At 66.8% G+C, this 23393-nt stretch carries 26 protein-coding genes; 12 read left to right on the top strand and 14 right to left on the bottom strand.

What is annotated here, in order from left to right:
• Positions 1 to 11 precede the first annotated feature (11 nt).
• Positions 12 to 698, bottom strand: a complete 687-nt coding sequence (mtrA, locus tag ABZ942_RS11505; RefSeq protein ID WP_174567705.1) for an MtrAB system response regulator MtrA — start codon at positions 696 to 698, stop codon at positions 12 to 14.
• A gap of 69 nt (positions 699 to 767) precedes the next feature.
• Positions 768 to 1415: a dTMP kinase gene (locus tag ABZ942_RS11510; RefSeq protein WP_357380809.1), complete on the bottom strand. Its 648-nt coding sequence runs from the start codon at positions 1413 to 1415 to the stop codon at positions 768 to 770.
• A 125-nt stretch (positions 1416 to 1540) separates the two neighbouring features.
• Between ABZ942_RS11510 and ABZ942_RS11515 the strand changes: the two genes are divergently transcribed.
• Entirely contained in the window at positions 1541 to 1789 is a 249-nt protein-coding gene (locus ABZ942_RS11515; protein WP_357380811.1) for a hypothetical protein, read from the top strand.
• 56 nt (positions 1790 to 1845) lie between these two features.
• Here the strand turns inward: ABZ942_RS11515 and ahcY are convergent, their stop codons facing one another.
• Positions 1846 to 3330 (bottom strand): adenosylhomocysteinase, encoded by a 1485-nt coding sequence (gene ahcY / locus ABZ942_RS11520; RefSeq protein ID WP_357380813.1) that lies wholly within the window; start codon positions 3328 to 3330, stop codon positions 1846 to 1848.
• Positions 3331 to 3431: 101 nt separating this feature from the next.
• Between ahcY and ABZ942_RS11525 the strand changes: the two genes are divergently transcribed.
• Positions 3432 to 4478 carry a glycerophosphodiester phosphodiesterase gene (locus tag ABZ942_RS11525; RefSeq protein ID WP_357380815.1) on the top strand — a complete coding sequence of 349 codons (1047 nt, stop codon included), beginning with the start codon at positions 3432 to 3434 and terminating at the stop codon, positions 4476 to 4478.
• A gap of 18 nt (positions 4479 to 4496) precedes the next feature.
• Here ABZ942_RS11525 and ABZ942_RS11530 read toward each other — a convergent pair whose 3' ends face one another.
• The 8 genes from ABZ942_RS11530 to cofD all read right to left on the bottom strand — a co-directional run bounded on the left by ABZ942_RS11530 (position 4497) and on the right by cofD (position 11271).
• Positions 4497 to 5678 (bottom strand): alkane 1-monooxygenase, encoded by a 1182-nt coding sequence (locus ABZ942_RS11530; RefSeq protein WP_357380817.1) that lies wholly within the window; start codon positions 5676 to 5678, stop codon positions 4497 to 4499.
• A 295-nt stretch (positions 5679 to 5973) separates the two neighbouring features.
• Positions 5974 to 6594 carry a TetR family transcriptional regulator gene (locus tag ABZ942_RS11535; protein ID WP_357380819.1) on the bottom strand — a complete coding sequence of 207 codons (621 nt, stop codon included), beginning with the start codon at positions 6592 to 6594 and terminating at the stop codon, positions 5974 to 5976.
• Positions 6595 to 6634: 40 nt separating this feature from the next.
• The gene (locus tag ABZ942_RS11540) at positions 6635 to 6817 is read right to left on the bottom strand and encodes a rubredoxin (protein WP_357380821.1); all 183 of its coding nucleotides are present in this window, start codon (positions 6815 to 6817) and stop codon (positions 6635 to 6637) included.
• Positions 6814 to 6987 carry a rubredoxin gene (locus tag ABZ942_RS11545; RefSeq protein ID WP_357380823.1) on the bottom strand — a complete coding sequence of 58 codons (174 nt, stop codon included), beginning with the start codon at positions 6985 to 6987 and terminating at the stop codon, positions 6814 to 6816. The genes ABZ942_RS11540 and ABZ942_RS11545 overlap by 4 nt, the downstream gene beginning before the upstream one ends.
• Positions 6984 to 8234 (bottom strand): alkane 1-monooxygenase, encoded by a 1251-nt coding sequence (locus tag ABZ942_RS11550; RefSeq protein WP_357380825.1) that lies wholly within the window; start codon positions 8232 to 8234, stop codon positions 6984 to 6986. The genes ABZ942_RS11545 and ABZ942_RS11550 overlap by 4 nt, the downstream gene beginning before the upstream one ends.
• 183 nt (positions 8235 to 8417) lie before the next feature.
• Positions 8418 to 8936 (bottom strand): NUDIX domain-containing protein, encoded by a 519-nt coding sequence (locus ABZ942_RS11555; protein WP_357380827.1) that lies wholly within the window; start codon positions 8934 to 8936, stop codon positions 8418 to 8420.
• Complete coding sequence (locus tag ABZ942_RS11560; RefSeq protein ID WP_357380829.1) at positions 8933 to 10273, bottom strand: coenzyme F420-0:L-glutamate ligase; 1341 nt, start codon at positions 10271 to 10273, stop codon at positions 8933 to 8935. The genes ABZ942_RS11555 and ABZ942_RS11560 overlap by 4 nt, the downstream gene beginning before the upstream one ends.
• Positions 10273 to 11271, bottom strand: coding sequence for a 2-phospho-L-lactate transferase (gene cofD / locus ABZ942_RS11565; protein WP_357380831.1), 999 nt, complete (start codon positions 11269 to 11271; stop codon positions 10273 to 10275). The genes ABZ942_RS11560 and cofD overlap by 1 nt, the downstream gene beginning before the upstream one ends.
• 522 nt (positions 11272 to 11793) lie before the next feature.
• Here cofD and ABZ942_RS11570 point away from each other — a divergent pair.
• From ABZ942_RS11570 to ABZ942_RS11600, 7 genes are all read left to right on the top strand, one after another.
• On the top strand, positions 11794 to 12027 hold the full coding sequence (locus tag ABZ942_RS11570; RefSeq protein ID WP_029901515.1) for a WhiB family transcriptional regulator: 234 nt from the start codon (positions 11794 to 11796) through the stop codon (positions 12025 to 12027).
• Positions 12028 to 12217: 190 nt separating this feature from the next.
• Positions 12218 to 12697: a metallopeptidase family protein gene (locus ABZ942_RS11575; protein WP_167768837.1), complete on the top strand. Its 480-nt coding sequence runs from the start codon at positions 12218 to 12220 to the stop codon at positions 12695 to 12697.
• A 235-nt stretch (positions 12698 to 12932) separates the two neighbouring features.
• The gene (locus tag ABZ942_RS11580; protein WP_191093956.1) at positions 12933 to 13322 is read left to right on the top strand and encodes a DUF3499 domain-containing protein; all 390 of its coding nucleotides are present in this window, start codon (positions 12933 to 12935) and stop codon (positions 13320 to 13322) included.
• A gap of 53 nt (positions 13323 to 13375) precedes the next feature.
• Positions 13376 to 14752 carry a phosphomannomutase/phosphoglucomutase gene (locus ABZ942_RS11585; protein ID WP_357380833.1) on the top strand — a complete coding sequence of 459 codons (1377 nt, stop codon included), beginning with the start codon at positions 13376 to 13378 and terminating at the stop codon, positions 14750 to 14752.
• Positions 14753 to 14870: 118 nt separating this feature from the next.
• Positions 14871 to 16073: a tobH protein gene (locus ABZ942_RS11590; protein WP_357380835.1), complete on the top strand. Its 1203-nt coding sequence runs from the start codon at positions 14871 to 14873 to the stop codon at positions 16071 to 16073.
• On the top strand, positions 16073 to 17290 hold the full coding sequence (manA, locus tag ABZ942_RS11595; RefSeq protein WP_357380837.1) for a mannose-6-phosphate isomerase, class I: 1218 nt from the start codon (positions 16073 to 16075) through the stop codon (positions 17288 to 17290). The genes ABZ942_RS11590 and manA overlap by 1 nt, the downstream gene beginning before the upstream one ends.
• Before the next feature lie 111 nt (positions 17291 to 17401).
• Positions 17402 to 18322, top strand: a complete 921-nt coding sequence (locus ABZ942_RS11600) for a cation diffusion facilitator family transporter (protein ID WP_357380839.1) — start codon at positions 17402 to 17404, stop codon at positions 18320 to 18322.
• Here ABZ942_RS11600 and ABZ942_RS11605 read toward each other — a convergent pair.
• Positions 18319 to 19773 carry an NAD(P)/FAD-dependent oxidoreductase gene (locus ABZ942_RS11605; protein WP_357380841.1) on the bottom strand — a complete coding sequence of 485 codons (1455 nt, stop codon included), beginning with the start codon at positions 19771 to 19773 and terminating at the stop codon, positions 18319 to 18321. The two genes, ABZ942_RS11600 and ABZ942_RS11605, sit on opposite strands and share 4 nt — an antisense overlap.
• 53 nt (positions 19774 to 19826) lie before the next feature.
• Positions 19827 to 20417 (bottom strand): TetR/AcrR family transcriptional regulator, encoded by a 591-nt coding sequence (locus ABZ942_RS11610; protein ID WP_357380843.1) that lies wholly within the window; start codon positions 20415 to 20417, stop codon positions 19827 to 19829.
• 106 nt (positions 20418 to 20523) lie between these two features.
• Between ABZ942_RS11610 and ABZ942_RS11615 the strand changes: the two genes are divergently transcribed.
• From ABZ942_RS11615 to ABZ942_RS11625, 3 genes are all read left to right on the top strand, one after another.
• Positions 20524 to 20949: a DUF4267 domain-containing protein gene (locus ABZ942_RS11615; protein WP_357380845.1), complete on the top strand. Its 426-nt coding sequence runs from the start codon at positions 20524 to 20526 to the stop codon at positions 20947 to 20949.
• Between the two features lie 185 nt (positions 20950 to 21134).
• Entirely contained in the window at positions 21135 to 21350 is a 216-nt protein-coding gene (locus ABZ942_RS11620; protein ID WP_357380847.1) for a DUF4287 domain-containing protein, read from the top strand.
• 52 nt (positions 21351 to 21402) lie between these two features.
• Positions 21403 to 21669 carry a hypothetical protein gene (locus tag ABZ942_RS11625; protein WP_357380848.1) on the top strand — a complete coding sequence of 89 codons (267 nt, stop codon included), beginning with the start codon at positions 21403 to 21405 and terminating at the stop codon, positions 21667 to 21669.
• Positions 21670 to 21909: 240 nt separating this feature from the next.
• On the opposite strand, the gene ABZ942_RS11630 is transcribed toward ABZ942_RS11625, so the two are convergent.
• A complete protein-coding gene (locus ABZ942_RS11630; RefSeq protein ID WP_357380850.1) occupies positions 21910 to 23277 on the bottom strand; it encodes a cation:dicarboxylase symporter family transporter in 1368 nt (455 codons plus the stop codon).
• Positions 23278 to 23393 lie beyond the last annotated feature (116 nt).

The following is a 23393-nucleotide window of genomic DNA, read 5'->3' on the forward strand; positions in this document are numbered from 1 at the left end:
ACCGCGACCGATCACGGCGGTCCGGCCTTGTAACCGACGCCACGCACGGTCAACACGATCTCCGGATTCTCGGGATCCTTCTCGACCTTGGCGCGCAGCCGCTGCACATGCACGTTCACCAGTCGGGTATCGGCGGCATGCCGGTAGCCCCAAACCTGTTCGAGCAGCACCTCACGGGTGAACACCTGACGCGGCTTACGAGCAAGCGCGACAAGCAGATCGAACTCGAGCGGCGTCAGCGAAATCTGCGCGCCGCCACGAGTCACCTTGTGCGCGGGCACATCGATCACGATGTCGGCGATGGACAACAGCTCGGCGGGCTCGTCCTCGGTGCGGCGCAACCGAGCACGCACCCTGGCGACGAGTTCCTTGGGCTTGAACGGTTTGACGATGTAATCGTCGGCACCGGATTCGAGTCCGAGCACCACGTCGACCGTGTCGGTCTTCGCGGTGAGCATCACGATCGGTACCCCGGAATCGGCCCGCAGCACGCGGCATACATCGATGCCGTTCATGCCGGGCAGCATCAGGTCCAGCAACACCAGATCGGGGCGGATCTCGCGAACCGCCGCCAGGGCCTGTGTGCCGTCGCCGACCACATGCGGGTCGAACCCTTCCCCGCGCAAGACGATCGTGAGCATCTCTGCGAGTGCCATATCGTCGTCGACGACCAGAATCTTCGGCTTCATAATTACTATGTTGTCATCTCCCAGGCCAGGATCGGGCTGCCACGCCAACACTGGTGTGAACCCGCCGCACATCTAACCCTAGCGGGTAATCAAATCGGCCAATCGCGCAGCCAACGTGGCTGGATCGTCACCGGATCGGAATATCCACCACGGCCCATACCAGTTCCGTTGAGCGAGCCCACGGTACACCTCGCCGGTGCGGTGCTGCAGTCCGCCATCGCGTTCGTACGCGTCGAGCGCCCGGCTGTCGTCGAGCTCGCCGCGTCGGCGCGCCCGCTCTGCCGCGACCTCGGTCGGCACGTCGAGCAACACCTGTAGCGCGGGCACCGGCAGTTCGAACCGCCCGAATTCCAATTCCCCTACCCAACGCACGATTTCACCGTCGTCCGATTGTTCGAGCCGGGCCGCCGAATACGCCGCATTGGACGCGACATAACGGTCGAGCACCACGATGTCGTTGTCGGCCAAGAGCTTCGCCAGCTCGTCTCTGGCCCCCGCCCGATCGAGTGCGAACATCAGCGCCATGCCGTTGATCGATTCGGCCAGATCGCCGTGACCACCGCGCAGCGCCTCGGCCGCCAGATCGGCATGCACGGATTGTCCGTAGCGCGGAAAGGCCATCGTTTGCACGCGCAAGCCGCGCGCCCGTAGCTCGCCGGCAGCCGCATCGATCAGCGTGCGCTTGCCTGCACCGTCGAGGCCCTCCACCGCAACCAATGCACTCATGCGCAGCAGGTTAGTGGCCGGCCGCCGCGAGCCGGTGCGCGGGTTCGGCTGCCGGGTAACGTTTCTGCACCGGATCGCGACTCTTGCACCATCTACCACAGTTGAACACGATCATCTGGAGAACCATGAGCTCGTCCGTCATGTCCCGCACCCCGATCCGCATGCCCCTCGCCGCCATCGGATTCGGCGCGACCCTCGTGCTCAGTGGCGGTACCGCCGCAGCCGCACCGCTCACCGTCGAGCCCGCCGCAGCGCCGGCGGCCGCCGACTCCGGTCCGGCCGTCGTCGCCGACAGCGGCAGTGCGAGTGGGTCGGCGTACCCCGGTTCGATCCTGTGCTGGCTGCTGCACCCCAGCCCGACCTGCCAGCTCTGATATCGGCCGATCGAACCCGTCCTGCCGGTCCGAAAGGACCGGCAGGACAACAGGTCTCAGTAGCGGTAGTGCTCAGGCTTGTACGGGCCGTCGACGTCCACGCCGATGTACTCGGCCTGATCCTTGGTGAGCTTGGTCAGCTCGCCGCCGAGCGCCTCGACGTGGATCTTGGCGACCTTCTCATCGAGGTGCTTGGGCAGGCGGTAGACCTCGTTGTCGTATTCGTCCGGCTTGGTCCACAGTTCGATCTGCGCGATCACCTGGTTGGAGAAGCTGTTGGACATCACGAACGACGGGTGGCCGGTGGCGTTGCCCAGGTTCAACAGGCGGCCCTCGGACAGCACGATGATCGACTTGCCGGACTCCTTGAACGTCCACTCGTCGACCTGCGGCTTGATGTTGATCCGGGTCGCGCCGGAGCGCTCCAGGCCGGCCATGTCGATCTCGTTGTCGAAATGACCGATATTGCCGAGGATCGAGTGATCCTTCATCGCCTTCATGTGGTCGAGGGTGATGATGTCCTTGTTGCCGGTGGAGGTGATGACGATGTCGGCGTCGGCGATCGCGCCGTCCACGGTGACCACGTCGTAGCCGTCCATCAGCGCCTGCAGCGCGTTGATCGGGTCGATCTCGGTGACCTGCACCCGGGCGCCCTGTCCGGCAAGCGATTCCGCACAGCCCTTGCCGACGTCGCCGTAGCCACAGATCAGCACCTTCTTGCCGCCGATGAGCACATCGGTGCCGCGGTTGATGCCGTCGATCAGCGAGTGGCGGGTGCCGTACTTGTTGTCGAACTTGGACTTGGTGACCGAGTCGTTGACGTTGATCGCCGGGAACACCAGCTCGCCCGCGGCGGCGAACTGGTACAGCCGCAGCACGCCGGTGGTGGTCTCCTCGGTGACGCCCTGCACCGAATCGGCGATGGCGCTCCACTTGCCCTTGTCAGACTCGAAGCGCTCGCGCAGCAGGTTCAGGAACACCGTGTACTCGGCCGAGTGGCTCTCGTCCGCCGGCGGCACGACGCCCGCCTTCTCGAACTGCGCGCCGCGCAGCACGAGCATGGTGGCGTCACCGCCGTCGTCGAGGATCATGTTGGCCGGCTCGTTGGGCCAGGTGAGCATCTGCTCGGCGGCCCACCAGTACTCCTCCAGGGTCTCGCCCTTCCAGGCGAAGACCGGGACGCCCTTGGGCTCGTCGATGGTGCCGTGCGGGCCGATCACGATGGCGGCCGCGGCGTGATCCTGGGTGGAGAAGATGTTGCACGAGGCCCAGCGAACCTCGGCGCCGAGCGCGACCAGGGTCTCGATCAGCACGGCGGTCTGCACGGTCATGTGCAGCGAACCGGAGACGCGGGCACCGCGTAGCGGCAGCACCTCGGCGTATTCGCGGCGCAGCGCCATCAAGCCGGGCATCTCGTGCTCGGCGAGCCGGATCTCCTTGCGGCCGAATTCGGCCAACGCCAGATCTGCCACCTTGAAGTCGATGCCATTACGGACATCGGCGGTGAGTTCAGTTCGGGCGCCAAGTTCTGAGGTCGTCATAGCCTCTGTCTGCCTCTCCTGGAATGTCGGTACCAACACGCAAGGTTAATCGCTGGCGCGGCGGATGGGTACACCGTACTCACCCTTGCTAGCTTGGCGCGATGCCGAACCTCCGCGCCATAGTCACGGCCGCCGTCGCCGGGTCCCTCGTCCTCGGTGTGAGCGCCGCCTGCGACAGCCGATCCGACTCGTCACCGGCTACTGCGCCGCCAACGGTGGAGCTGCAGGCACACCGCGGCGGACGCGGTCTCACCGTCGAGGAATCGCTGGCCGGCTTCACCAAGGCGATCGAACTCGGCGTGAGCACGCTGGAACTGGACATCGTGCTCACCAAGGACAAAATGCCGATGATCTGGCACGACCCGACGGTGCTCGCGACCAAGTGCACGGACACCGCGCCCGTGCAACCGGACGATCCGCAGTTCCCCTACGTGGGCAAGCTGGTGCACGACCTGACCTACGCGCAGACCCAAACGCTGGACTGCGGCAAGACCCTCACCGACTTCCCCGGCCAGCAGGCGGTGCCCGGCAATCGGATAGCCACGCTGCCCGCGCTGTTCGATCTGGTGAAGACATACCGTGGCGCGCACCTGCGCTACAACATCGAAACCAAGGTCGAGGCCGAACATCCCGAGCAGTCGGCAACGCCGCAGGAGTTCGTCGACGTCATTCTGAGCACGGTCGCCGCGGCGGGCGAGACCGGCAATGTCGATATCCAGAGCTTCGACTGGCGGTCACTTCCGCTGGTACGCAAGGCGAATCCGGCGATCCCGACGGTGGCGCTCTATGACGACACCACGTTCGTCGCGGGCTCGAAGTGGCTCGGCCCGATCCGCTACGAGGACTTCGCAAGCGATCCGCTCGGCGCGGTGAAGGCGCTCGGTGCCAATGCCGCCTCGCCCGGCTACTCGGCCCCGTACGGCAAGAAGGCGGGCGAACCCGGCTTCGGCTTGGTCGCGGACAAGGCTTACGTCGAGCGCGCGCACGAGCTCGGCCTGCGGGTGATCCCGTGGACGGTGAACGACAAGGCCACCATCGCCGCGCAGCTCGATACCGGCGTGGACGGCGTGATCACCGACTACCCCGACCGCATGCGGGAGGTATTGCAGGAGAAGGGGTTGCCCCTACCTCCTGCCTACCACCGCTGAGCCGGGGTAGTCGGGGAGCTACGCGGCGCCGGACTCCGGCACGTCGGACTCCGCCGAATCCTGCTGCGCGGTGGCCGGTTTGTGCTGCGCGGTGGCCGAACCCGCCTGCGCCTGCGCCGAATTCGCCTGAGCCGCAGCGCTCAGCGTCGCGACGGTGCCGTACTGCTCCAGCAGGCGGCGGCGCTTGCGCGGATGGATGTTCGCCTTGGTGACGTCGCCCTCGTAGTGCTCGAGCACCCGATGGTCCATGATCGCCCGCCACACCGGCGGCACGATCGCGAACAGGATCATCGTCGCGTACCCGGCGGGCAGCTGCGGCGCCTGCATCGAACTGCGCAGCGTCTGGTACCTGCGGCCGGGATTGGCGTGATGGTCGCTGTGCCGCTGCAGATGGAACAGGAAGATGTTGGTGACCAACCGATCGCTGTTCCAGCTGTCGCGCGGCGAGCAGCGCGCGTAATTCCCGTTCGGGCGCTTGGCCCGCAGCAGGCCGTAGTGCTCGATGAAGTTCACCGTCTCCAGCAGCGAGGCGCCGATCACGGCCTGCAGGATCAGCCAGGGCAGGATGCCGATCCCGAAGATCGCCATCATCGTGCCGAACAGCACGATGCTCATCGACCACGCCTGCAGGATGTGATTGTGCACGCTGAACCAGCGCAGGCCTTTTCGCTCCAGCCGCACCCGCTCCAGCTCGATGGCCGAGCGGAAGCTGCCGAACACACTGCGCGGCAGGAACTCCCACAGCGTCTCGCCGAGCCGGCCGCTGGCCGGGTCCTCCGGAGTCGCCACCCGCACGTGATGTCCGCGGTTGTGCTCTACGAAGAAATGTCCATAGAACGACTGCGCCAGCGCGACCTTGGCCAGCCAGCGCTCCGCGTGCTCGACGCGATGGCCGAGCTCGTGCGCGGCGTTGATGCCGATGCCGCTGACGAAGCCGAGAGTGGCCGCCAGGCCTAGCTTGTCGACGATGCTCAGCTCGTGCCCGGCCCACATGGCGCAGGCGATGAGCAGGCCGATCAGTTGAACAGGAAGGAAAAGATAAGTGCACCACCGGTAGTACCGGTCGTTGCTCAGCAACTCGTAATCCTCATCGCGCGGGTTGGTGCCGTCCTCGCCGACAACCCAGTCCAGGACCGGGATGACGATCAACACGATGATCGGACCGATCCACCAGAACACCTTTGCGCCCGTTTGCAACACAAGTTGCGAGGGCAAGAGAGCGCTCAGTGGAGCGATCAAGCCGAAAACCCATAAGTGACGTTTGGGATCTGTAGATACCGCCGGTTTGCCAACCGTTTGCACGTTTGCCCCGCTAAATAGGAACCCTAACTCCGATGTACGAGAATAGTTCCAGACTGTACGGCCGTTTCGCCGAACTTGGAGGCTGAAACGTGATGAGGGTTACATCCATGGCAGTTGGTTTTTAAGCGGGCTCACATGTGCTTGAAGTACTGGCTTACTTAGTGCAAACAGACTGGGGTTCTTGACGGTTCGATCAGTGATCGATCCGGGCCGCCAGAATCGCCTCGACGTACGGACTCAGCAACGCACTCAACTCACCCGGTGCGTCGCGTCCCGGATCCGGCGGCGTGGGGATGTAGCTCATCGCGATGCGAACGAGCGCGTGCGCGATGACGTCCGATTCGGCTGCGGTTGCCGACACCCAGCTGTGCTGAAAAGCCAGCGACAGTCGGCGGGTCGCTTGGTCGAGCAACGGCCCAGCATCGAGGGTGATGAGCCGCAGCAGATCCAATTTCACCTCGCCGGCGAGCAGTGATTGCACCAGCGGATCGGATGCGGCATCAACAAAGAAATTGGTCATTCCCTCACGGAACGCCGCGCGCACATCACCGACATTGCCGGTGATGGCCGCGTCCACGTGATCGACCAGATCGTCGGCCAGGCGCAGCGCGTACGACTGCGCGAGGCCACTGCGGGAACCGAACTCGTTGTAGAGCGTCTGCCTGCTGACCCCGGCCTTGGCCGCCACATCACCGAGGGTGATCTTGGACCAGTCCCGTTCGGTGAGCAGATCGCGCATCGCCCCGAGGACCGAGGCGCGCAAGAGTTCACGCGCCGCTTCCTGATAGGGGACGCGGGTTCCGGAGCGCGGCATACCGGCGACACTGTCACGGGCGGTTCCCGCAGTCAAAACCTCACGACCGTTCTATTTCGACCATGTAGAAGTCGGCCTTGGCCGCGCCGCAGTCCGGACAGGTCCAGTCGTCGGGGATATCGTCCCAGCGGGTCCCCGCCACGATCCCGTCCTCCGGCCAGCCCTTCGCCTCGTCGTATTCGAAGCCGCATTGAATGCACTGAAAGAGTTTGTAATCTGTCACTTAACAGCTCCCATCGGTTCGAAGTCGATCTTTTCCCGGACGCCACAGTCCGGACAGGCCCAGTCGTCGGGAATTTCCACCCACGGCGTCCCGGCGGGAAATCCTTCGTGCGGGGCACCTTTCGCCTCGTCGTAAACGTAATCACAGACGGGGCAGCGGTACTTATTCATGCCTGCGCCTCGCCGGTCGCGACACCGCCGCGGTAGCGGGCAATGACCTTGTCCCGCTTGGCCGGGTGGATGTTCGCGCGCGTGATGTCCCCGTGATAGTGCGCGAGCACCCGCTTGTCCATCACCCGGCGCCACAGCGGCGGGAAGTAGGCGAGCAGGATCATGCTGGCGTAGCCGCTGGGCAGGTTCGGCGCACCGTCCCAGCTGCGCAGCGTCTGGTAGCGCCGGGTCGGGTAGGCGTGATGGTCGCTGTGCCGCTGCAGGTGGTACAGGAAGATATTGGTCACGATGTGGTCACTGTTCCAGCTGTGCACCGGCGCGGGGCGCTCGTAGCGGCCCGACGAAGTGCGTTGCCGGACAAGGCCGTAGTGCTCCAGGTAGTTGACCGCCTCGAGCAGGCTGAAGCCGATCACCGCCTGCAGCACCAGGTACGGCAGCAGGGCGATCCCGAACACCGCGACCAAGGCCGCGTACAGCAGCGCCGACATCAGCCACGCGCTCAGCACCTCGTTCTTCGGGCTCCACCATTTCTTGTCCAGCCGGGCCAGGCGCGTCTTCTCCAACCGCAACGACGACGTCAGACTGCCCCACACGGTGCGCGGCCAGAAGGCCCAGAAGCTTTCGCCGACACGGGAACTCGCCGGATCCTCCGGCGTCGCGACGCGTACGTGATGGCCGCGATTGTGCTCGATATAGAAATGCCCGTAGAACGACTGGGCCAATGCGATTCGGGACAGCCAGCGCTCCAGCTGAACCTTCTTGTGCCCCAATTCATGTGCGGTATTGATGCCGATGCCGCCGAGCATGCCGACGGTGATCGCCAGGCCGATCTTGTCGACCAGCTGCAGGCCGCCGTCGAGACCGAGCCAGCTCACCTGGTCGGCGGTGATCAAATAGCAAGCCATGATCAGCGAGGCGTACTGGAACGGCAAATACAGATAGGTGAGATAGCGGTAGTACTTGTCGTGCTCCAGGTACTCCATCACCTCGTCCGGCGGATTGTCCCCGTCGGGACCGAAGAAGATGTCCGCCAACGGAATCAGGATGTACACCAGAATCGGCCCGAGCCAGAACGGCACCTGGGCCAGCCGGTGCCAGCCAAAAGCGTTGAGCGCCAGGATCAGTGGGATGCCGATCGTGAAAAGGCCGGTCGGGGCGAACAATCCCCACAGCCACATATAACGCTTGCGATCACGCCAGTCCGGGGTGGACACCGGCTGCGCGGACGTGTCGGCCTCTGTCGACATCGTTGTCTCCAATCCAAAAGCGGCACGTCACGTGTGACGTGCATTACCCCTGAAATGGACGATATAGATCGATTTGTCGTTTGTCTAGACAAATCAGCTGATTTGTAAAGCGATGTGGGCGGCGCGAACGCAAACACCCCGGTCGGCGCAGTGCCCGACCGGGGTGTTGGTTGTCGAGGGGTGTTACCGCAGCAGCACGTCGGCGTTCGCGGGCAGCGCGTCGACCGGCCACCAGCGCAGATCGGTGGACTCTGCGCTGCGCACCGGGACGGCGCCCGCGGGCGCGGTGATCCGGAACAGCAGATCGAGATGCCTGGTCGGCACGCCGAGCGAGCAGGTGATCGGATGCGCCTGCGCCCCATACAGTTCCGGCTCCAGCCGGAGCCCGTCGATGCCCGACTCCTCGGTCGCCTCGCGCAACGCGGCGCCGGCCACCGTGTCGTCACCCTCCTCGCAGTGGCCGCCGAGCTGGATCCAGCTGCCGACCCGGGGATGCAGGGTCAGCAGCACCTCGCGCTCGTCATGCGAGAAGACCACCGCCGAGGCGGTGATGTGCCCCGGCACATGCTCGCGCAGGCAGCCGCGCGGCGCCGACCCGAGGAACGCGAGCATCGCCTGTCGCAACGACTGGTCGGAACCCTCGGCGGGAGACCAGGTTTCGAGCAATGCCGTGGCCGACGCGCGCAGCGAATCCGCCGTCACAGTTCGACCAGGCCGAAACCGGATCCAGGTACCGGACGCGGCGTCAGTTCCTCCAGCGGATGACCGATGGCAATGGCACCCAACGGATTCCAGTCTTCGTCGAGACCGAGTACGGCACGGGTGATCTCCGGCGCGAAGATGGTCGAGCCGATCCAGCAGCTGCCGAGCCCCTCGGTGGCCAACGCGACGAGCAGACCCTGGACCGCCGCGCCGACCGCGACGTTGAACATGGTGCGCTCGTTCGCGCGCCGCCGCTCGTCCGGATAGTCGTGCGCGCCGTCCGGCACGCAGAACGGGATGATCACCTCGGGTGCGTCGAAAAGGATTCGGCCACGGGCGATTCGGCGCTCCACCCGCTCGGGCTCGAGACCGTCGGCGGTGAGATCGGCGCGCCACTTCTCGGCCATCGACGCCAGCAGCTGATTACGCACAGCCCTCTTGCGCAGCCACACGAAGCGCACCGGGCGGGTGTGGTGCGGCGCGGGCGCGGTCAGCGCCACCGCGACCGCGGCGCGGATACGTTCGGGATCGACCGGGGCATCGGCGAACTGGCGGATCGAGCGGCGCAGCAGCACCGCCTCGCGGCGCCCCTGCTCGATCGCCTCGGCGGTGCCGAGCCAGAACAGGTCGTCGACGCCGCCGCGCAACAGATCCGCGGCACTCGACCCGTCGTCGGTGATCGGCAGCCCGCGCACCACCGCGACCGGCACGCCGCCGAGCTTGCCCTTCACCAGATCCGCCGCGGCGGCCAGCTCGTCCGCGATCGCCACCTGGGTGACGTGCAGCTCGTTGCCCTGCCCGTCCACCGCGCCCGCGTAGTCGTGCAGCACGCGCAGACCCGAGGCGCCGATCGCGGTGTCGGTCTGGCCGTTGCGCCAGGCCCGGCCCATGGTGTCGGTGACGACCACGGCGACCTGCACGCCGAGCCGCTCGGCCAGCGCCGAACGCAAGGCCTTCGCACTGGCATCGGGATCGGCGGGCAGTAGAACCAGTTCGCCCTGTTCGACATTGGAGCCGTCGATGCCGGACGCGGCCTGCACGATGCCGAGCTTGTTCTCGGTGATCAGGGTGCGGCCCTTGCGCGCGAGCACCCGCACCGCCTCCTGCTCGACCAGACTGCGGCGCAACACGTCACGCTCGTCCGGATCCAAGGGCGCCTCGACGATGCGGCCCTCGACCTTGGCGACGATCTTGCTCGTCACCACGAGCACGTCACCGTCGGCCAGCCAGGGCGCGCGGTCGGCGAGGTGCTGGGCGAGATCGTCGCCGGGCCGGAACTCGGGCAGCCCGGTGATCGGCAGGATGCGCAGCTCACCTGCCGCGTGATCGATGGTCATTACGGCTTCACTCCCGCGAGGTCCAGCGCCTCCCGCACCATCTCGGCGGTGGTCGGCGGATCGGTCATCAACAGCGGCACGCTGCGTACTTCGACACCGGGCACGTCCGCGGTATCGGTGGTGTGGATAAGCCAACCATCCAAAATGCCGGTGGCCGAACGGGCCCCGTAGTACCGGCCGATCGCCTCGGCGGTCGTCTCGACGCCGATCACCGACAGGCACTCGTCGGCCATCCCGCGCAGCGGTTTTCCGTCGATCACACCGGAAATCCCGATCACCTTGGCGTCAGTGGTGCGTAACGCGCCGCGAATACCGGGCACTGCCAGGATCGCGCCGATGCTCACCACGGGGTTCGAGGGAGCGAGCAAGACCACATCCGCCGACTCTATGATCTCGATCACATTTGGGCTCGGTTTGGCGTCCTCTGCCCCAATTGTGGCGAATCCATGGGTCTCGATGTTCGCGCGATAGCGAACCCACCACTCTTGGAAATGGATCGCCTTACGTTCGCCAGGGTTGTCCGGGTCGCTCACAACCACATGCGTTTCACACCGATCGTCGGTTGCCGGGATCAGTTTCACGCCCGGCTGCCACCGGTTGCAGAGCGCCTCGGTCACCGCGGACAGCGGGTACCCGGCGCGCAACATTTCACTTCGAACCAGGTGCGTGGCGAGGTCGCGATCGCCGAGGCCGAACCAGTCCGGCTGCGCGTTGTACTTCGCCAGCTCTTCTTTGGCATGCCAGGTCTCGGCGGGCCTGCCCCAGCCCCGCTCGGTATCGATGCCGCCACCAAGGGTGTACATGCAGGTATCAAGGTCAGGACAGATCCGGAGGCCATGCATCCAGACGTCGTCACCGACGTTCACGATCGCGGAGACATCGGCATCGGGCAGCAGTTCCCGGACGCCCTGGAGGAAGCGGGCGCCGCCGACACCCCCGACCAGGACGGCAATCCGTGGCCCGCCGACGGGTTCGGTGTCCGCTTGAAGGGAAGTCACATCCGCACAGCCTATGCGCTGCCGGACCGGGCGATGTTCGGGCCATAGTTGCTGGTCATTTGCCCTACTCCGACTCAAGATCATCTTCGAAAGCGTTCGCGGATAGTAACGGAATAGCGACGGCCGCTTGACCATCGACACGTCCGGCGTGTCTAATCACAGTCATGTCATTTCGGGTTCGCGCGAGAGTGCAAGGCGCGAACGGCTTTTCGAACAGATGTTCGCATCGAGATGACGAGCTCGGGGACGTCCGCGGGACAACGTCGCGGGGTATGGCCGTCGGTAAGCGTGTTGGTCCGACGGATCGAATCATTCTGCGCTAACACACAGTGAGGAGGCGGAGCGATGGCCAACGAGATGGTCTCGCCGACCGATTCCACAGCAGGCGCAGCACGTGGCGTCTGCGCAGACAACGGCTGGATTGAACGTGAGGGGGGTGACGAAGTCTTGACGCCCGGGCACAGCACGGGCGACGAAACGTCGACGCCCCGGCTCAGCCTGGTCGTCACGGGCTTCGACGAGATGTTCGAATCCATCGAAGAGCAGTGGCAAGAGCGTGCCCTGTGCGCGCAGACCGATCCGGAGGCGTTCTTCCCAGAGAAGGGCGGCTCGACTCGCGAGGCGAAACGGATCTGCATGGGCTGCGAGGTGCGCGACGAGTGCCTGGAATACGCACTCGCCCACGATGAGCGCTTCGGCATCTGGGGTGGCCTCTCCGAACGCGAGCGCCGCCGCCTGAAGCGTGGCATCGGCTAGAAAAGACTTGGGTTGGCCCCCGAGTTATCCGCAAGCGCGACAAGTCGCCACGGCGACAACGATTCTCGCGACACACGGGTAGCTCCGGGGGTACGCCCGAGCCCCCGCCCGCAGTCCGTCGGCTGGCACCGCGACCGACTGGGGCAGCACTGGGTGCGCAGGCGCCGGGCGGGCTGACTAGGTTTTACTCATGGCACGTTCCCGGAATCGTCGTCCGCCGACCGCACGGTCGGTGATCCGCCGTGGTCGCGGGGTACGTGGGCCGATGTTGCCGCCCACGGTGCCCGCCTGGCGCACCCGGGGTCAGAAGTTCGACCGGCTGGTGCTGGAGGCGTTCGCGCCGCTGGACACGCGCTGGCACGACCGGCTCACCAAACTCGATATCGCGGTCGATGATGTGCCGAAAATTCGTCCGCTGCACCCTGATTCGGTCACCTGGCCGGACGAGGTGGTCGCCGACGGACCGGTGCCGCTGTCCCGGCTCATCCCGGCGGGCGTCGACCGGCACGGCACGGCGACCCGCGCCCGGGTGGTGCTGTTCCGCAAGCCACTCGAGTTGCGCGCCAGCGATCCCGACGATCTGGTCGACCTGCTGCGCGAGGTCCTGGTCCAGCAGATCGCCACCTACCTCGGCGTCGATCCGGACATCATCGATCCCGAACCCGAGTAGAAATCCACCAAGCCGCGCGCACCTCGGTAACGAATGTTGTTGCGAGCAGCGATAACTGATTACCGACACCGCGTGCGCGGCCCGCAGACCGCACACCGACCCGGCCTCGGGTGCCAGGCACCCGGCCCGAGGCCCTTCGCCCGGCATGCGGCAGCCGCCGCGTGACGGGAGTTTTTGCCCGAATCCTGAGCGTGTCTAGCCACATCGGCACGCCGAGAGGGTTACTCTCATCGGCGTGATCCCCATGCGTCGTTGCTGCCGTCCAGGTTGCAAGAATCCGGCCGTCGCGACGCTCACCTATGTGTACTCGGACTCGACCGCCGTTGTCGGACCGCTCGCGACCGTCGCCGAACCACACTCCTGGGATCTCTGCGAAACACACGGCTCCCGCATCACCGCCCCGAAGGGCTGGGAAATGGTTCGCCACGAAGGCGGATTCTCCTCCAGCACACCGGATGACGACGACCTGACCGCGCTCGCCGAAGCGGTCCGCGAGGCAGGCCTGCGCCGCCGCCCGCCGGAACAAGACCAGCGCGGCTATCGCGACTACGCGCCGCCGCCGCAGCGCACCACCCGCACCGGCCGCCGTGGCCATCTGCGGGTACTCCCCGACCCGCCTTCCTGAACAAAGCAAGGACCGGGTCAAACCCGCGCCGTGTACCCATTAGGGTGGTGGGCATGACAGTCGCCCGCTCTGCCGAATTCGTAAACGCGGTGATCAAGGCTTACGACGTTCGCGGTGTGGTCGGTGAACAGATCGACGCCGAATTCGTCAGGGACATCGGTGCATCGTTCGCGCGGCTGATGCGCGCCGAAGGCGCGACGCGGGCCGTCATCGGACACGACATGCGCGACTCCTCCCCCGAGCTGTCCAACGCCTTCGCCGACGGCGTGCTCGCCCAGGGCCTCGACGTGGTGCACATCGGGCTCGCGTCCACCGATCAGCTGTACTTCGCCTCCGGCAGCCTGAACTGCCCCGGCGCCATGTTCACCGCGAGCCACAACCCGGCCCGCTACAACGGCATCAAGATGTGTCGCGCCAAAGCCATTCCGGTGGGCCAAGACACGGGCCTGGCCACCATCAAGAGCGAGGTCGCCGAGGGCGTGCCCGGCTACGACGGACCGGCAGGCACCGCGACCACCGTCGACCTGCTCGCCGATTACGCGACGTTCCTGCGCAACCTGGTCGACCTGTCCGCGGTCCGCCCGCTCACCATCGCCGTGGACGCGGGCAACGGCATGGGCGGCCACACCGTGCCCGCCGTGTTCGACGCGCTGCCGCAGGTGACCATCGTCCCGCTGTACTTCGAGCTGGACGGCTCGTTCCCCAACCACGAGGCCAACCCGCTCGATCCGAAGAACCTGGTCGATCTGCAGGACCTGGTGGTGAAGTCGGGCGCCGACATCGGACTCGCCTTCGACGGCGACGCCGACCGCTGCTTCGTGGTGGACGAGAAGGGCGACCCGGTGTCGCCGTCCACCATCACCGCGCTGGTCGCCGAGCGCGAGCTGGTCAAGGAACCGGGCGCGGTCATCATCCACAACCTGATCACCTCGCACGCGGTGCCCGAGCTGGTCACCGCGCTCGGCGGCACCCCGGTGCGCACCAGGGTCGGCCACTCGTTCATCAAGCAGCAGATGGCCTCGACCGGTGCGGTATTCGGCGGCGAGCACTCCGCGCACTACTACTTCCGCGACTTCTGGGGCGCCGACTCCGGCATGCTCGCGGCGCTGCACGTGCTCGCCGCGCTCGGCGAGAAGGACCGCCCGGTGTCGGAGCTGATGGCGGCCTATGAAACGTATGCGGCCTCCGGAGAGATCAATTCCACAGTGCCGGACGCAAAGGAGCGGACGATGGCTGTGGTGGAGGCATTCGGGGATCGGACGATCTCGGTGGATAGGCTGGACGGCGTGACCATCCAGCTGGCCGACGACGCCTGGTTCAATCTGCGCGCGTCGAATACCGAACCGCTGCTCAGGCTCAACGTCGAAGCCCGATCGCCGGAGGAAGTAGACGTACTCGTAACCGAGATTCTGAGCATCGTCCGCTCCTGACTGGAATAGTGGAATCACAGGCCTTGGATTCGCCCGACTCGGGCCCGGCGTGGCAGCTGACCCGGGAGCGAGCGAGGGCGGAAACGACTCAGCGCGATGAGGGGAGGTGGGACGCCCGATGATCGCTGGAACACCTGTACTCGACCTCGATGACGCTGCTTCGCTGGAGGCGGCCGATACCGGCGGCGCCCTGCGCTCGGCCGCCTCCGGCGGCGCTCAGGTCCGTGCCACCGCGGCAGCCGTCGGTGAGGACGCGCTCGCGCGCCTGGACGGACTGCGACCGCGCAGCTTGGTGCTCGTCTCCGGCTCCGGCCGGGCCGCGCGCGCCGCGAGCCTGCTCGTCGCCGCGCTCGGTGACCGCGCGGGGCTGCCCGTTGTGCCCGTCACCGCATTGCCGCCCTGGGTCGGCCCACTCGATGTCGTCCTCGTCGCCGGTGACGACGCGGGCGATCCACGCCTGACCGACGCGGTGGACCGTGCGCTGCGCCGCGGCGCCGAGGTGGTCGTCGCCGCCCCCATCGAGGGACCGATGCGCGCCGTCGCGGCGGGCCGGGCCGCCGTGCTGGCCCCTCGGGTCCAAGTGCTCGATCACAATCGGCTGCTGCGCTTCCTGGCCGCAGGCGTCGCCGTGCTGCGCGCGGTCGACCCGCAACGCAGCGGCGCGTTCGTGCCCGACCTCACCGAGCTGGCCGATGTGCTCGACGCCGAGGCGTTGCGGGCCGGGCCGACCAACGAGGTCTTCCGCAATCCGGCCAAGACGCTCGCCTCGCGCATGCATCAGCGCGGTGTCGTGCTGGCCGGCGACTCACCCGCCGCGGCCGAGCTGGCCGAGCACGGCGCCGAGGTGCTGCTGCAGTCGGCGGGCCGGGTCGCCACCGCGGTGGATCTGGCCGAGGCGGTGGCCGCCAAGTCTCGAATGGTCGAGGCCGCAGGCGAATCCGCGCCCGGCTTCGATCCGCTGTTCCACGACGAGGAGCTCGACGGGCCGGTGCAGGTGGAGCGCATCCGAGTGTTCGTGCTCAGTGCCGACGCCGATCAGGCGGCCGCGCGGCGCCGGATCGCCGTGTTCGGCGGCACCGGGTCCAGCCTGGTCGACGCCGACCTGGTGAACGCCGAGCTCGACCTGCTGCACACCGGGCTCATCGATCCGTCCGTGCCCGCCCCGCCGCGTCCCGAGGAGCCCGCTCCCGGTACCGGCGGCGAACTCGAACAGCTCGCCGTGCTCGCGGTGCGGCTGGAAATGGCCGCCGCCTACCTACGGCTGATCGGAACCCGCGGCACCGCGACCGACAGCCAGGGGCAGTTCGGGGGAAGCTACTAGTGCACGAACTCGTTGGTGCGCTGCGCTCGTATGCCTGGGGCTCGCGCACCGCGCTCGCTCAGCTGTGCGGCCGACCCGTCCCGTCCGCCCATCCGGAGGCCGAACTGTGGTTCGGCGCGCATCCGGCCGATCCCGCGCACGTCCTGATCGACGGCGACACCCGGTCGCTGCTCGATTTCGTCGCCGAGGATCCGCAGCGCGAATTGGGCCCCGCCGCGCGGGAATTCGGCGGCAAGCTGCCGTTCCTGCTGAAGATCCTGGCCGCCGAGGAACCGCTCTCGCTGCAGGCGCACCCGAGCACGGCGCAGGCCAGGGCCGGTTTCGAGCGGGAGAACCGCACCAAGGTGCCGTTGGACTCGCCGATGCGCAACTACCGCGACGACAACCACAAGCCGGAACTCGTTGTCGCGCTGGACCGATTCGAGGCGCTCGCCGGATTCCGCGACCCGCACCGCACCGTCGAACTGCTGCGCGCACTGCAGGTCGACGGTCTCCGGTCGTTCGCCGATCTGCTTGCCGCGCAACCGGATTCCGACGGGCTGCGCACCCTGTTCACCACCTGGATCACGCTGCCCCAGCACGTGCTCGCCACGCTGCTGCCCGCGGTGCTCGACGGCTGCGTGCGGTACCTGTCCGGAAAAGGCAAGCGCGAGTTCACTCCTGAGGCGCGCACCACGCTCGAACTCGCCGAGGCCTACCCCGGTGACGCCGGTGTGCTCGCGGCGCTGCTGCTGAACCGGCTGACGCTGGAACCCGGCCAGGGTCTGTTCCTCGCGGCCGGCAACCTGCACGCCTACCTGCGCGGACTCGGCGTGGAGATCATGGCCAACTCCGACAACGTGCTGCGCGGCGGCCTCACACCCAAGCACGTCGACGTGCCGGAACTGTTGCGGGTGCTCGACTTCGAGCCGATCAACCTGCCCGTCGTGCTGCCGGAACCGGCGGGCGACGGCTCGGTGCGGTACCGCACGCCGGCACCGGAATTCGAGCTGCGCCGCTTCGACCTCACCGCGGGCTCGGCGCAGGTCCCGCTCACCGCGGCGGGTCCCGGCATCGTGCTGTGCACGACGGGGTCGGTGCGGCTGCTGCACGGCGAGTCCGAATTGACGCTGGAGCGCGGCGCGGCCGCGTGGATCTCGGCCGCCGACAGCGACATTCGCGCCCGCGCGCTCGACGGCGCGGCCCAGCTGTTCTGCGCCTGCGTCGGCAAGGTCTGATTCGGCGCGGATTCGCGCGACGGCGGTGATCGGTCGGGCATCGAGCCTCCGGGTGTCGGCACACGCTAAGTTAGCCAAGATCGGGCAATTCGGAGAGAGGACGTCCAGGGCATGTCGGCTGGTGGTGGCAAGAAGGCGATTCTCGCCGCGTTGTCGGCGAACGCGGGGATCGCCGTGGCGAAGTTCGTCGGTGCGCTGATCACCGGTTCCGGGTCGATGCTCGCCGAGGCGGTGCACTCGGTCGCCGACACCGGCAACCAGGCCCTATTGCTGCTCGGCCAGCAGCGCGCGTCGCAGGAGGCCGACGCGCTGCACCCGTTCGGGTACGCGCGCAATCGCTACTTCTACTCGTTCATCGTCGCGCTGGTGCTGTTCACCCTCGGCTCCGGGTACGCGCTCTACGAGGGCGTGCACAAGGTCCAGCATCCGGAGGAACTGAGCTCGCCGATCGTGGCGATCGTCATCCTGTTCATCGCGATCGCGCTGGAGTCCTACAGCTTCCGGACCGCGATGCGGGAATCCGCGCCGCTCAAGGGCGAGGCGAGCTGGTGGCGGTTCATCCGTAACTCGCGCAGCCCGGAGCTGCCGGTGGTGCTGCTGGAGGACACCGGCGCGCTCGTCGGCCTGGTGTTCGCCTTCGCGGGTGTCGGGCTCACCATGCTCACCGGCAATGCGGTGTGGGACGGTATCGGCACCCTCGCCATCGGCGCCCTGCTCGGCGTCATCGCCATCGTGCTGATCGTGGAGATGCAGAGCCTGCTGATCGGTGAAGGTGCTACCCCCGCCGAGGACCGGCTCATTCGAGAGAACCTGGTCGACGGTGAGCGCATCGATCGGGTGATCCACCTCAAGACCCAATACCTCGGTCCCGAAGAGCTTTTGGTGGCCGCCAAGATCGGCGCGGTGCCCGGCCTCGACGTCGCTCAGCTGGCCAAGGCCATCGATGACGCGGAAGCGCGCGTTCGTGCCGCAGTGCCCGCGGCGCGCGTCATGTACCTCGAACCCGATCTCTACCGCACCGAGTCCGTCTAGGGTTCGCGCAGCAATTCCAGAGGGTCGGCGGTGACGCCGAAGCGCTGGCGCAGCACGTGGCGGGCGGCGTGCAGGCCGGACATGCCGTGTACGCCGGGGCCGGGTGGGGTAGACGAGGAGCACAGGTACACGCCGGGAAGTGGTGTCGCGTAAGGGTTCCAGCGCGCGGTGGGGCGGAAGGCGAACTGGCGCAGGGTCATCGCGCCCGCAGAGATGTCGCCGCCGATGTAATTGGCATTGTGCGCGGGCATTTCGGCCGCGGTGTAGACGTGCTCGGCGAGGATCAGGTCGCGGAAGCCGGGGGCGAAGCGCTCGACCTGAGCGATGATCGTCTCGCTGATGTCGCGGGTGGAACCGTTCGGCACATGTGCGTAGGTGTAGAAGGTGTGCTGTCCCTGCGGGGCACGGGTCGGATCGACCACGCCGGGCTGGATGGACAGCACATATGGGCGCTCCGCGTGTTGACCTGCGGCGACGGCACGTTCGGCGGCCATCGCCTCGGCGCGGGTGCCGACCAGATGCAGGGTTCCGGCGCGGTCGAGGCCATCGGCCTGCCAGGGCACCGGGCCGGAGAGCGCGAAATCGACCTTGCAGGCGGCACCGCCGTAGCGGAAGGCCCTGAGCCGCTTGACGTATCGGTCCGGGAGCCGATGGCCCGCGATGCGGAGCAATTCGGCGGGCGCGAGATCGAGCACGACCGCGCGGGCGTCGTCGAACTGCCCGAGCGAGTCGATGCGGTGGCCGGTGTGCACCTGACCGCCGAGCCGTTCCAGTTCGGCGATCAGCGCGTTCGGGATCGCCTGGCTGCCGCCCCGCGGGATCGCCCAGCCGCCCGCATGCGCCAACGTGCCGAGCAGCAGGCCGGCGCCGGCGGCGGGCACCCGGCGCGGCGGGGTGATCGCGTGGGTGGCCACGCCGGTCAGCAATGCGGCCGCAGCGTCGTCGCGAAACCTGGTGTTCCACAACGGCGATCCCTGTTCGAGCGTCCGCAGCCCGAACCTGATGGCGGTCAGCAGGTCCTTGGGTGGACGGCGCAGGTCAGACATCGCGAGGTCGACGACCGACTCCCAGTGCTGCACCAGCGGTTCGAACAGTGCGCGCCAGGTGGCGCCGTCGCGGCCGAGGCCCTCGGCGGTCCGCTCCAGGTCACGCCAGGCCACTGCGGCCGTGCCGCCGTCCATCGGATGACCGTAAGACGCCTCCGGCGTGAGCAATTCGACGCCGTGCGCCGCGAGATCGAACGCGCGGAAGAACGGCGACGCCAACGCCATCGGATGCGCACCGGCGCACACGTCGTGCTGGAATCCCGGCAAGGTCAGCTCGGCCGTGCGCGACCCGCCGCCCGCCGTGAACTCGGCCTCGAACACCTCCACCGAGAGCCCGGCCTTCGCCAGGATCACCGCGGCGGCGAGACCATTCGGCCCGGAACCGACGACCACAACATCAGGCATATCCCCACGCTACCGATCGGCCCGCCCCGGTCCGCCAAATGTGTGGTGGGCGACTAGGCGGAATCGGCGCCGACCGCGGCCAGCCATTCGGCGACCAGGATGTCGATGCGCTGGTCGCGCAATTCCGGCCGGAGGCGGCCGTGGCTGTCCAGGGTCGCGAGGCCGTGCATCGCGCTCCAGGCCACCTCGGTCCGGGCGCCGAGGTCCGCCGCGTCGACGAACGGACGGAACAAGGCCTCCAGTTCCGCGAAGCAGTCGATCAGCGGCTGCGGCGCGTCCAGGCCCCAGACGAGGTCGACGTTCATCATGAACATCGCCTCGTAGCGGGCCGGGTTCGCGGCCGCGAAGTCCAGGTAGGCGCGGGTCACGCGGTACAGCGCGTCGGCCGGGCTGGTCGCCTCTTCGTGGCCCTGGTGCAGTACGACAGCCAAGTCGGCGATGCCCTGCAGGGCCACCGCCGTCACGATCGCGGACTTGCCCGCGAAGTGGCTGTACAGCACCGGCTGGCTGTACTCGATCCGCTCGGCCAGCTTGCGCACGGTCACCGCCTCCCAGCCCTGCGATTCGGCCAGCTCACGCGCGGTGTCGATGATCTGCTGATGGCGTTCGGCTCGTTCGCGTTCCTTGCGGGTCTGGGGACTCATGCCAAAATACTAGCAGCGCTAGACAAACTATCTGAGCTCCGTTATGGTTGCTCGCGAACCTAGCAATGCTAGATATCACAGTGACACCGCACCAAGGAGCAGCACCATGACCATCTCGCGCATCGCCACCACCCTCTCCCTCATCGGCGCGGCCTTCATCCTCTACATCGGCCTCAGCTACCTGCTCACCCCCGACACCACCGCGCCCGGCTTCGGCCTGCCCGCCTGGCCGACCGGCGACGCCACCGCCTTCATGAACCTGAAGGGCGTGCGCGACACCGTCCTCGGCGTGCTCATCCTGGTCCTGCTCGCCGCGAAACAGCGCTACGCCCTCGGCATCGTCACCCTGGTCATCGCCCTGGTCCCCGTCGGTGACATGCTCACCGTCCTCAGCTGGCACGGCTCCCCCGCCGCCGCCTTCGGCATCCACGGCCTCACCGCCGCCCTCGTCTTCCTCACCGGCGGCCTGCTCCTGCGCGAACACCACCAGGCCACCAAGACCACCCCGCAGCCCGTACCGATCAACGCCTGACTCCCGAACCCACTGTCTGGTACCGGCATTCGCCCGGCGCCGGACAGTCCCGTATCCGGACCCCGTCGCGCAGAACAAGATTCACCACTTCCACGTGACACGGAACACAAAGCCCCGCCGCTGAATCTCCCCACCCAACCCCGTCAACACCACTGAACGCACAACAACCACAGGAGCCCACCCCCATGCCGACCAAGCCCCACGGCCCCGCGTCCTACTTCCCCTCCATCGAAGCCAAATACGGCCGCCCCATCGAAGCCTGGAAATCCGCCATGCGCGATTCCGGCCTCACCTCCCACAAGGCCCTCGTCGAATGGCTCGAGAGCGAACACGCCCTCGGCCACGGCCACGCCACCGCCCTCACCCAACACCACCTCAACCCCGAAAAGTGGGCGTCCTGACACTGGCCGGCGACCGTATCCGGATCAGCCAACTGCTCAGTAGACTCAGGACATGACCGCAGCACACAACGAGTACGAAGAGGTCCATCGCCTGGTGGATCATCTGTCGGCCACTCAGGTTCGACGGCTGCGGTTGCTCGTCGCCGAAGACCCCGAACTCGGCAAGATCGCCGGCGCCCTTGCCGAGGCCCACGGCCAACAATCCGAAGCCACGCCGCGCCGCCGATCCTTGGGCTTCATCGGCACCCTCGAAGCAGAACCGGACCTAGCCGAGCGATCGGCCCAAATAGTTCGCGAGGGCTTGGGCGGCACCGAGTGATCGTCCTGGACACCGGCCGATCGTCGCCGCTATCAACAGTCGCGACAATCGGCACAAGGAGTGCCGATCTACTCGAGACGGCCGAGGGCCCACTGATCGTGCGGAATGTGGCAACACTGGACCTCAGGCCTTTCCGCTTGGTGCGACCGCGCCATCTGTCGGCGTTCAACCTGATGCCCTGACTCCGGACAGCGCGAAGGGCCCGCAGATCCTGCGGGCCCTTCGTGTTTCACAGGGCAGCTAGGCCGAGACCAGGTCCTTGGTGTCGGGCCCCTGCTGCGGCTGCGCGGCGTGGTCGTTGTCGACCATGGTCTGTTCGTCGAAGGGGAGTTTGCGGTCGAGCACTTCGTGGGTGCGGTCGACGTCGATGGTTTTGGTCCAGGTGCCGATGAGCACGGTGGCGACGGCGTTGCCGGAGAAGTTGGTGAGGGCGCGGGCCTCGGACATGAAGCGGTCGATGCCGACGATCAGGCCGACGCCGTCCAGCAATTCGGGGCGGTGACTCTCCAAACCGCCCGCCAGCGTGGCCAGGCCAGCGCCGGTGACACCGGCCGCGCCCTTGGATGCCACGATCATGAACAGCAGCAGGCCGATCTGCTCGCCGATGTTGAGCGGCTTACCCATCGCATCGGCGATGAACAACGACGCCATTGTCAGGTAAATTGCTGTGCCATCCAGATTGAACGAATATCCGGTCGGCACAACCACACCCACGGTCGTCCGCTCGACGCCCAGGTGTTCCATCTTCGCGATCAACCGAGGCAGCGCCGACTCGGACGACGAGGTCGCGAGGATCAGCAGGTACTCACGGGCCAGATAGCGGACCAGCTTGAACACCGACACCCGGGCAATGGCCCACATCATCACCCCGAGCACGCCGAACACGAATATCAAGCAAGTCAGGTAGAACGCGATCATCAACGTTGCCAACTTCAGCACGGCATCCAGACCACTCTTACCGACCAGATTGGCGATCGCGCCGAACGCACCGATCGGCGCCAGCCACAGAATCATCACCAGCACCCGGAACACGAGCTTCTGGATCAACGCGACGCCACGCACGATCGGCTCGCCGGTCTTGCCCATGGCCTGCACCGCGAAACCGACCAGCAGCGCGATGAACAGCGCCTGCAGCGTGCTGCCCGACGTCAACGACGACAGCATGGTCGTCGGCACGATGCTGGTGAGGAAGTCCCAGGTGCCGCCGGCGCTATGCGCGGTCTTCGCCAGATCCTTGCCCGCATTGACCGTCTTGCCGAGGTTCAACCCGGTGCCGGGCGACAGCAGATTGCCGACCACGAGCCCGATGACGAGCGCGACGGTCGACATGACCATGAAGTACGCGATGGTGAGCCCGCCGACCTTGCCGACGGTGGCCGCCGACCGGATCGAGCCGATGCCGAGCACGATGGTGCAGAAGATGACCGGCGCGATCATCATCTTGATCAGGTTGACGAAGATGGTGCCGAGCGGAGCAACGGATTGCCCGAACCCGGGCGCGAGCCACCCCACGAGAATGCCCGCGATGACCGCGACGATGACGGCCAGATACAGCCAGTGGGTGCGGTCACGCTTGCGCGGTGGTGCTTCCGGTGTCGCTTCGCTCATAAGTGGTGATGTCCTCCGAAGTGGTGCCGACGTGAGGTGCCCCACGCCTTCCAGGCAGAATGATGGCGGTCCGGGTGACGCCGGTCACGGTTTGGTGCATTACGTTCAGCGGAGGA

It is taken from the genome of Nocardia sp. NPDC046473 (assembly GCF_040645995.1).
In the GTDB taxonomy this organism is placed as follows: domain Bacteria; phylum Actinomycetota; class Actinomycetes; order Mycobacteriales; family Mycobacteriaceae; genus Nocardia.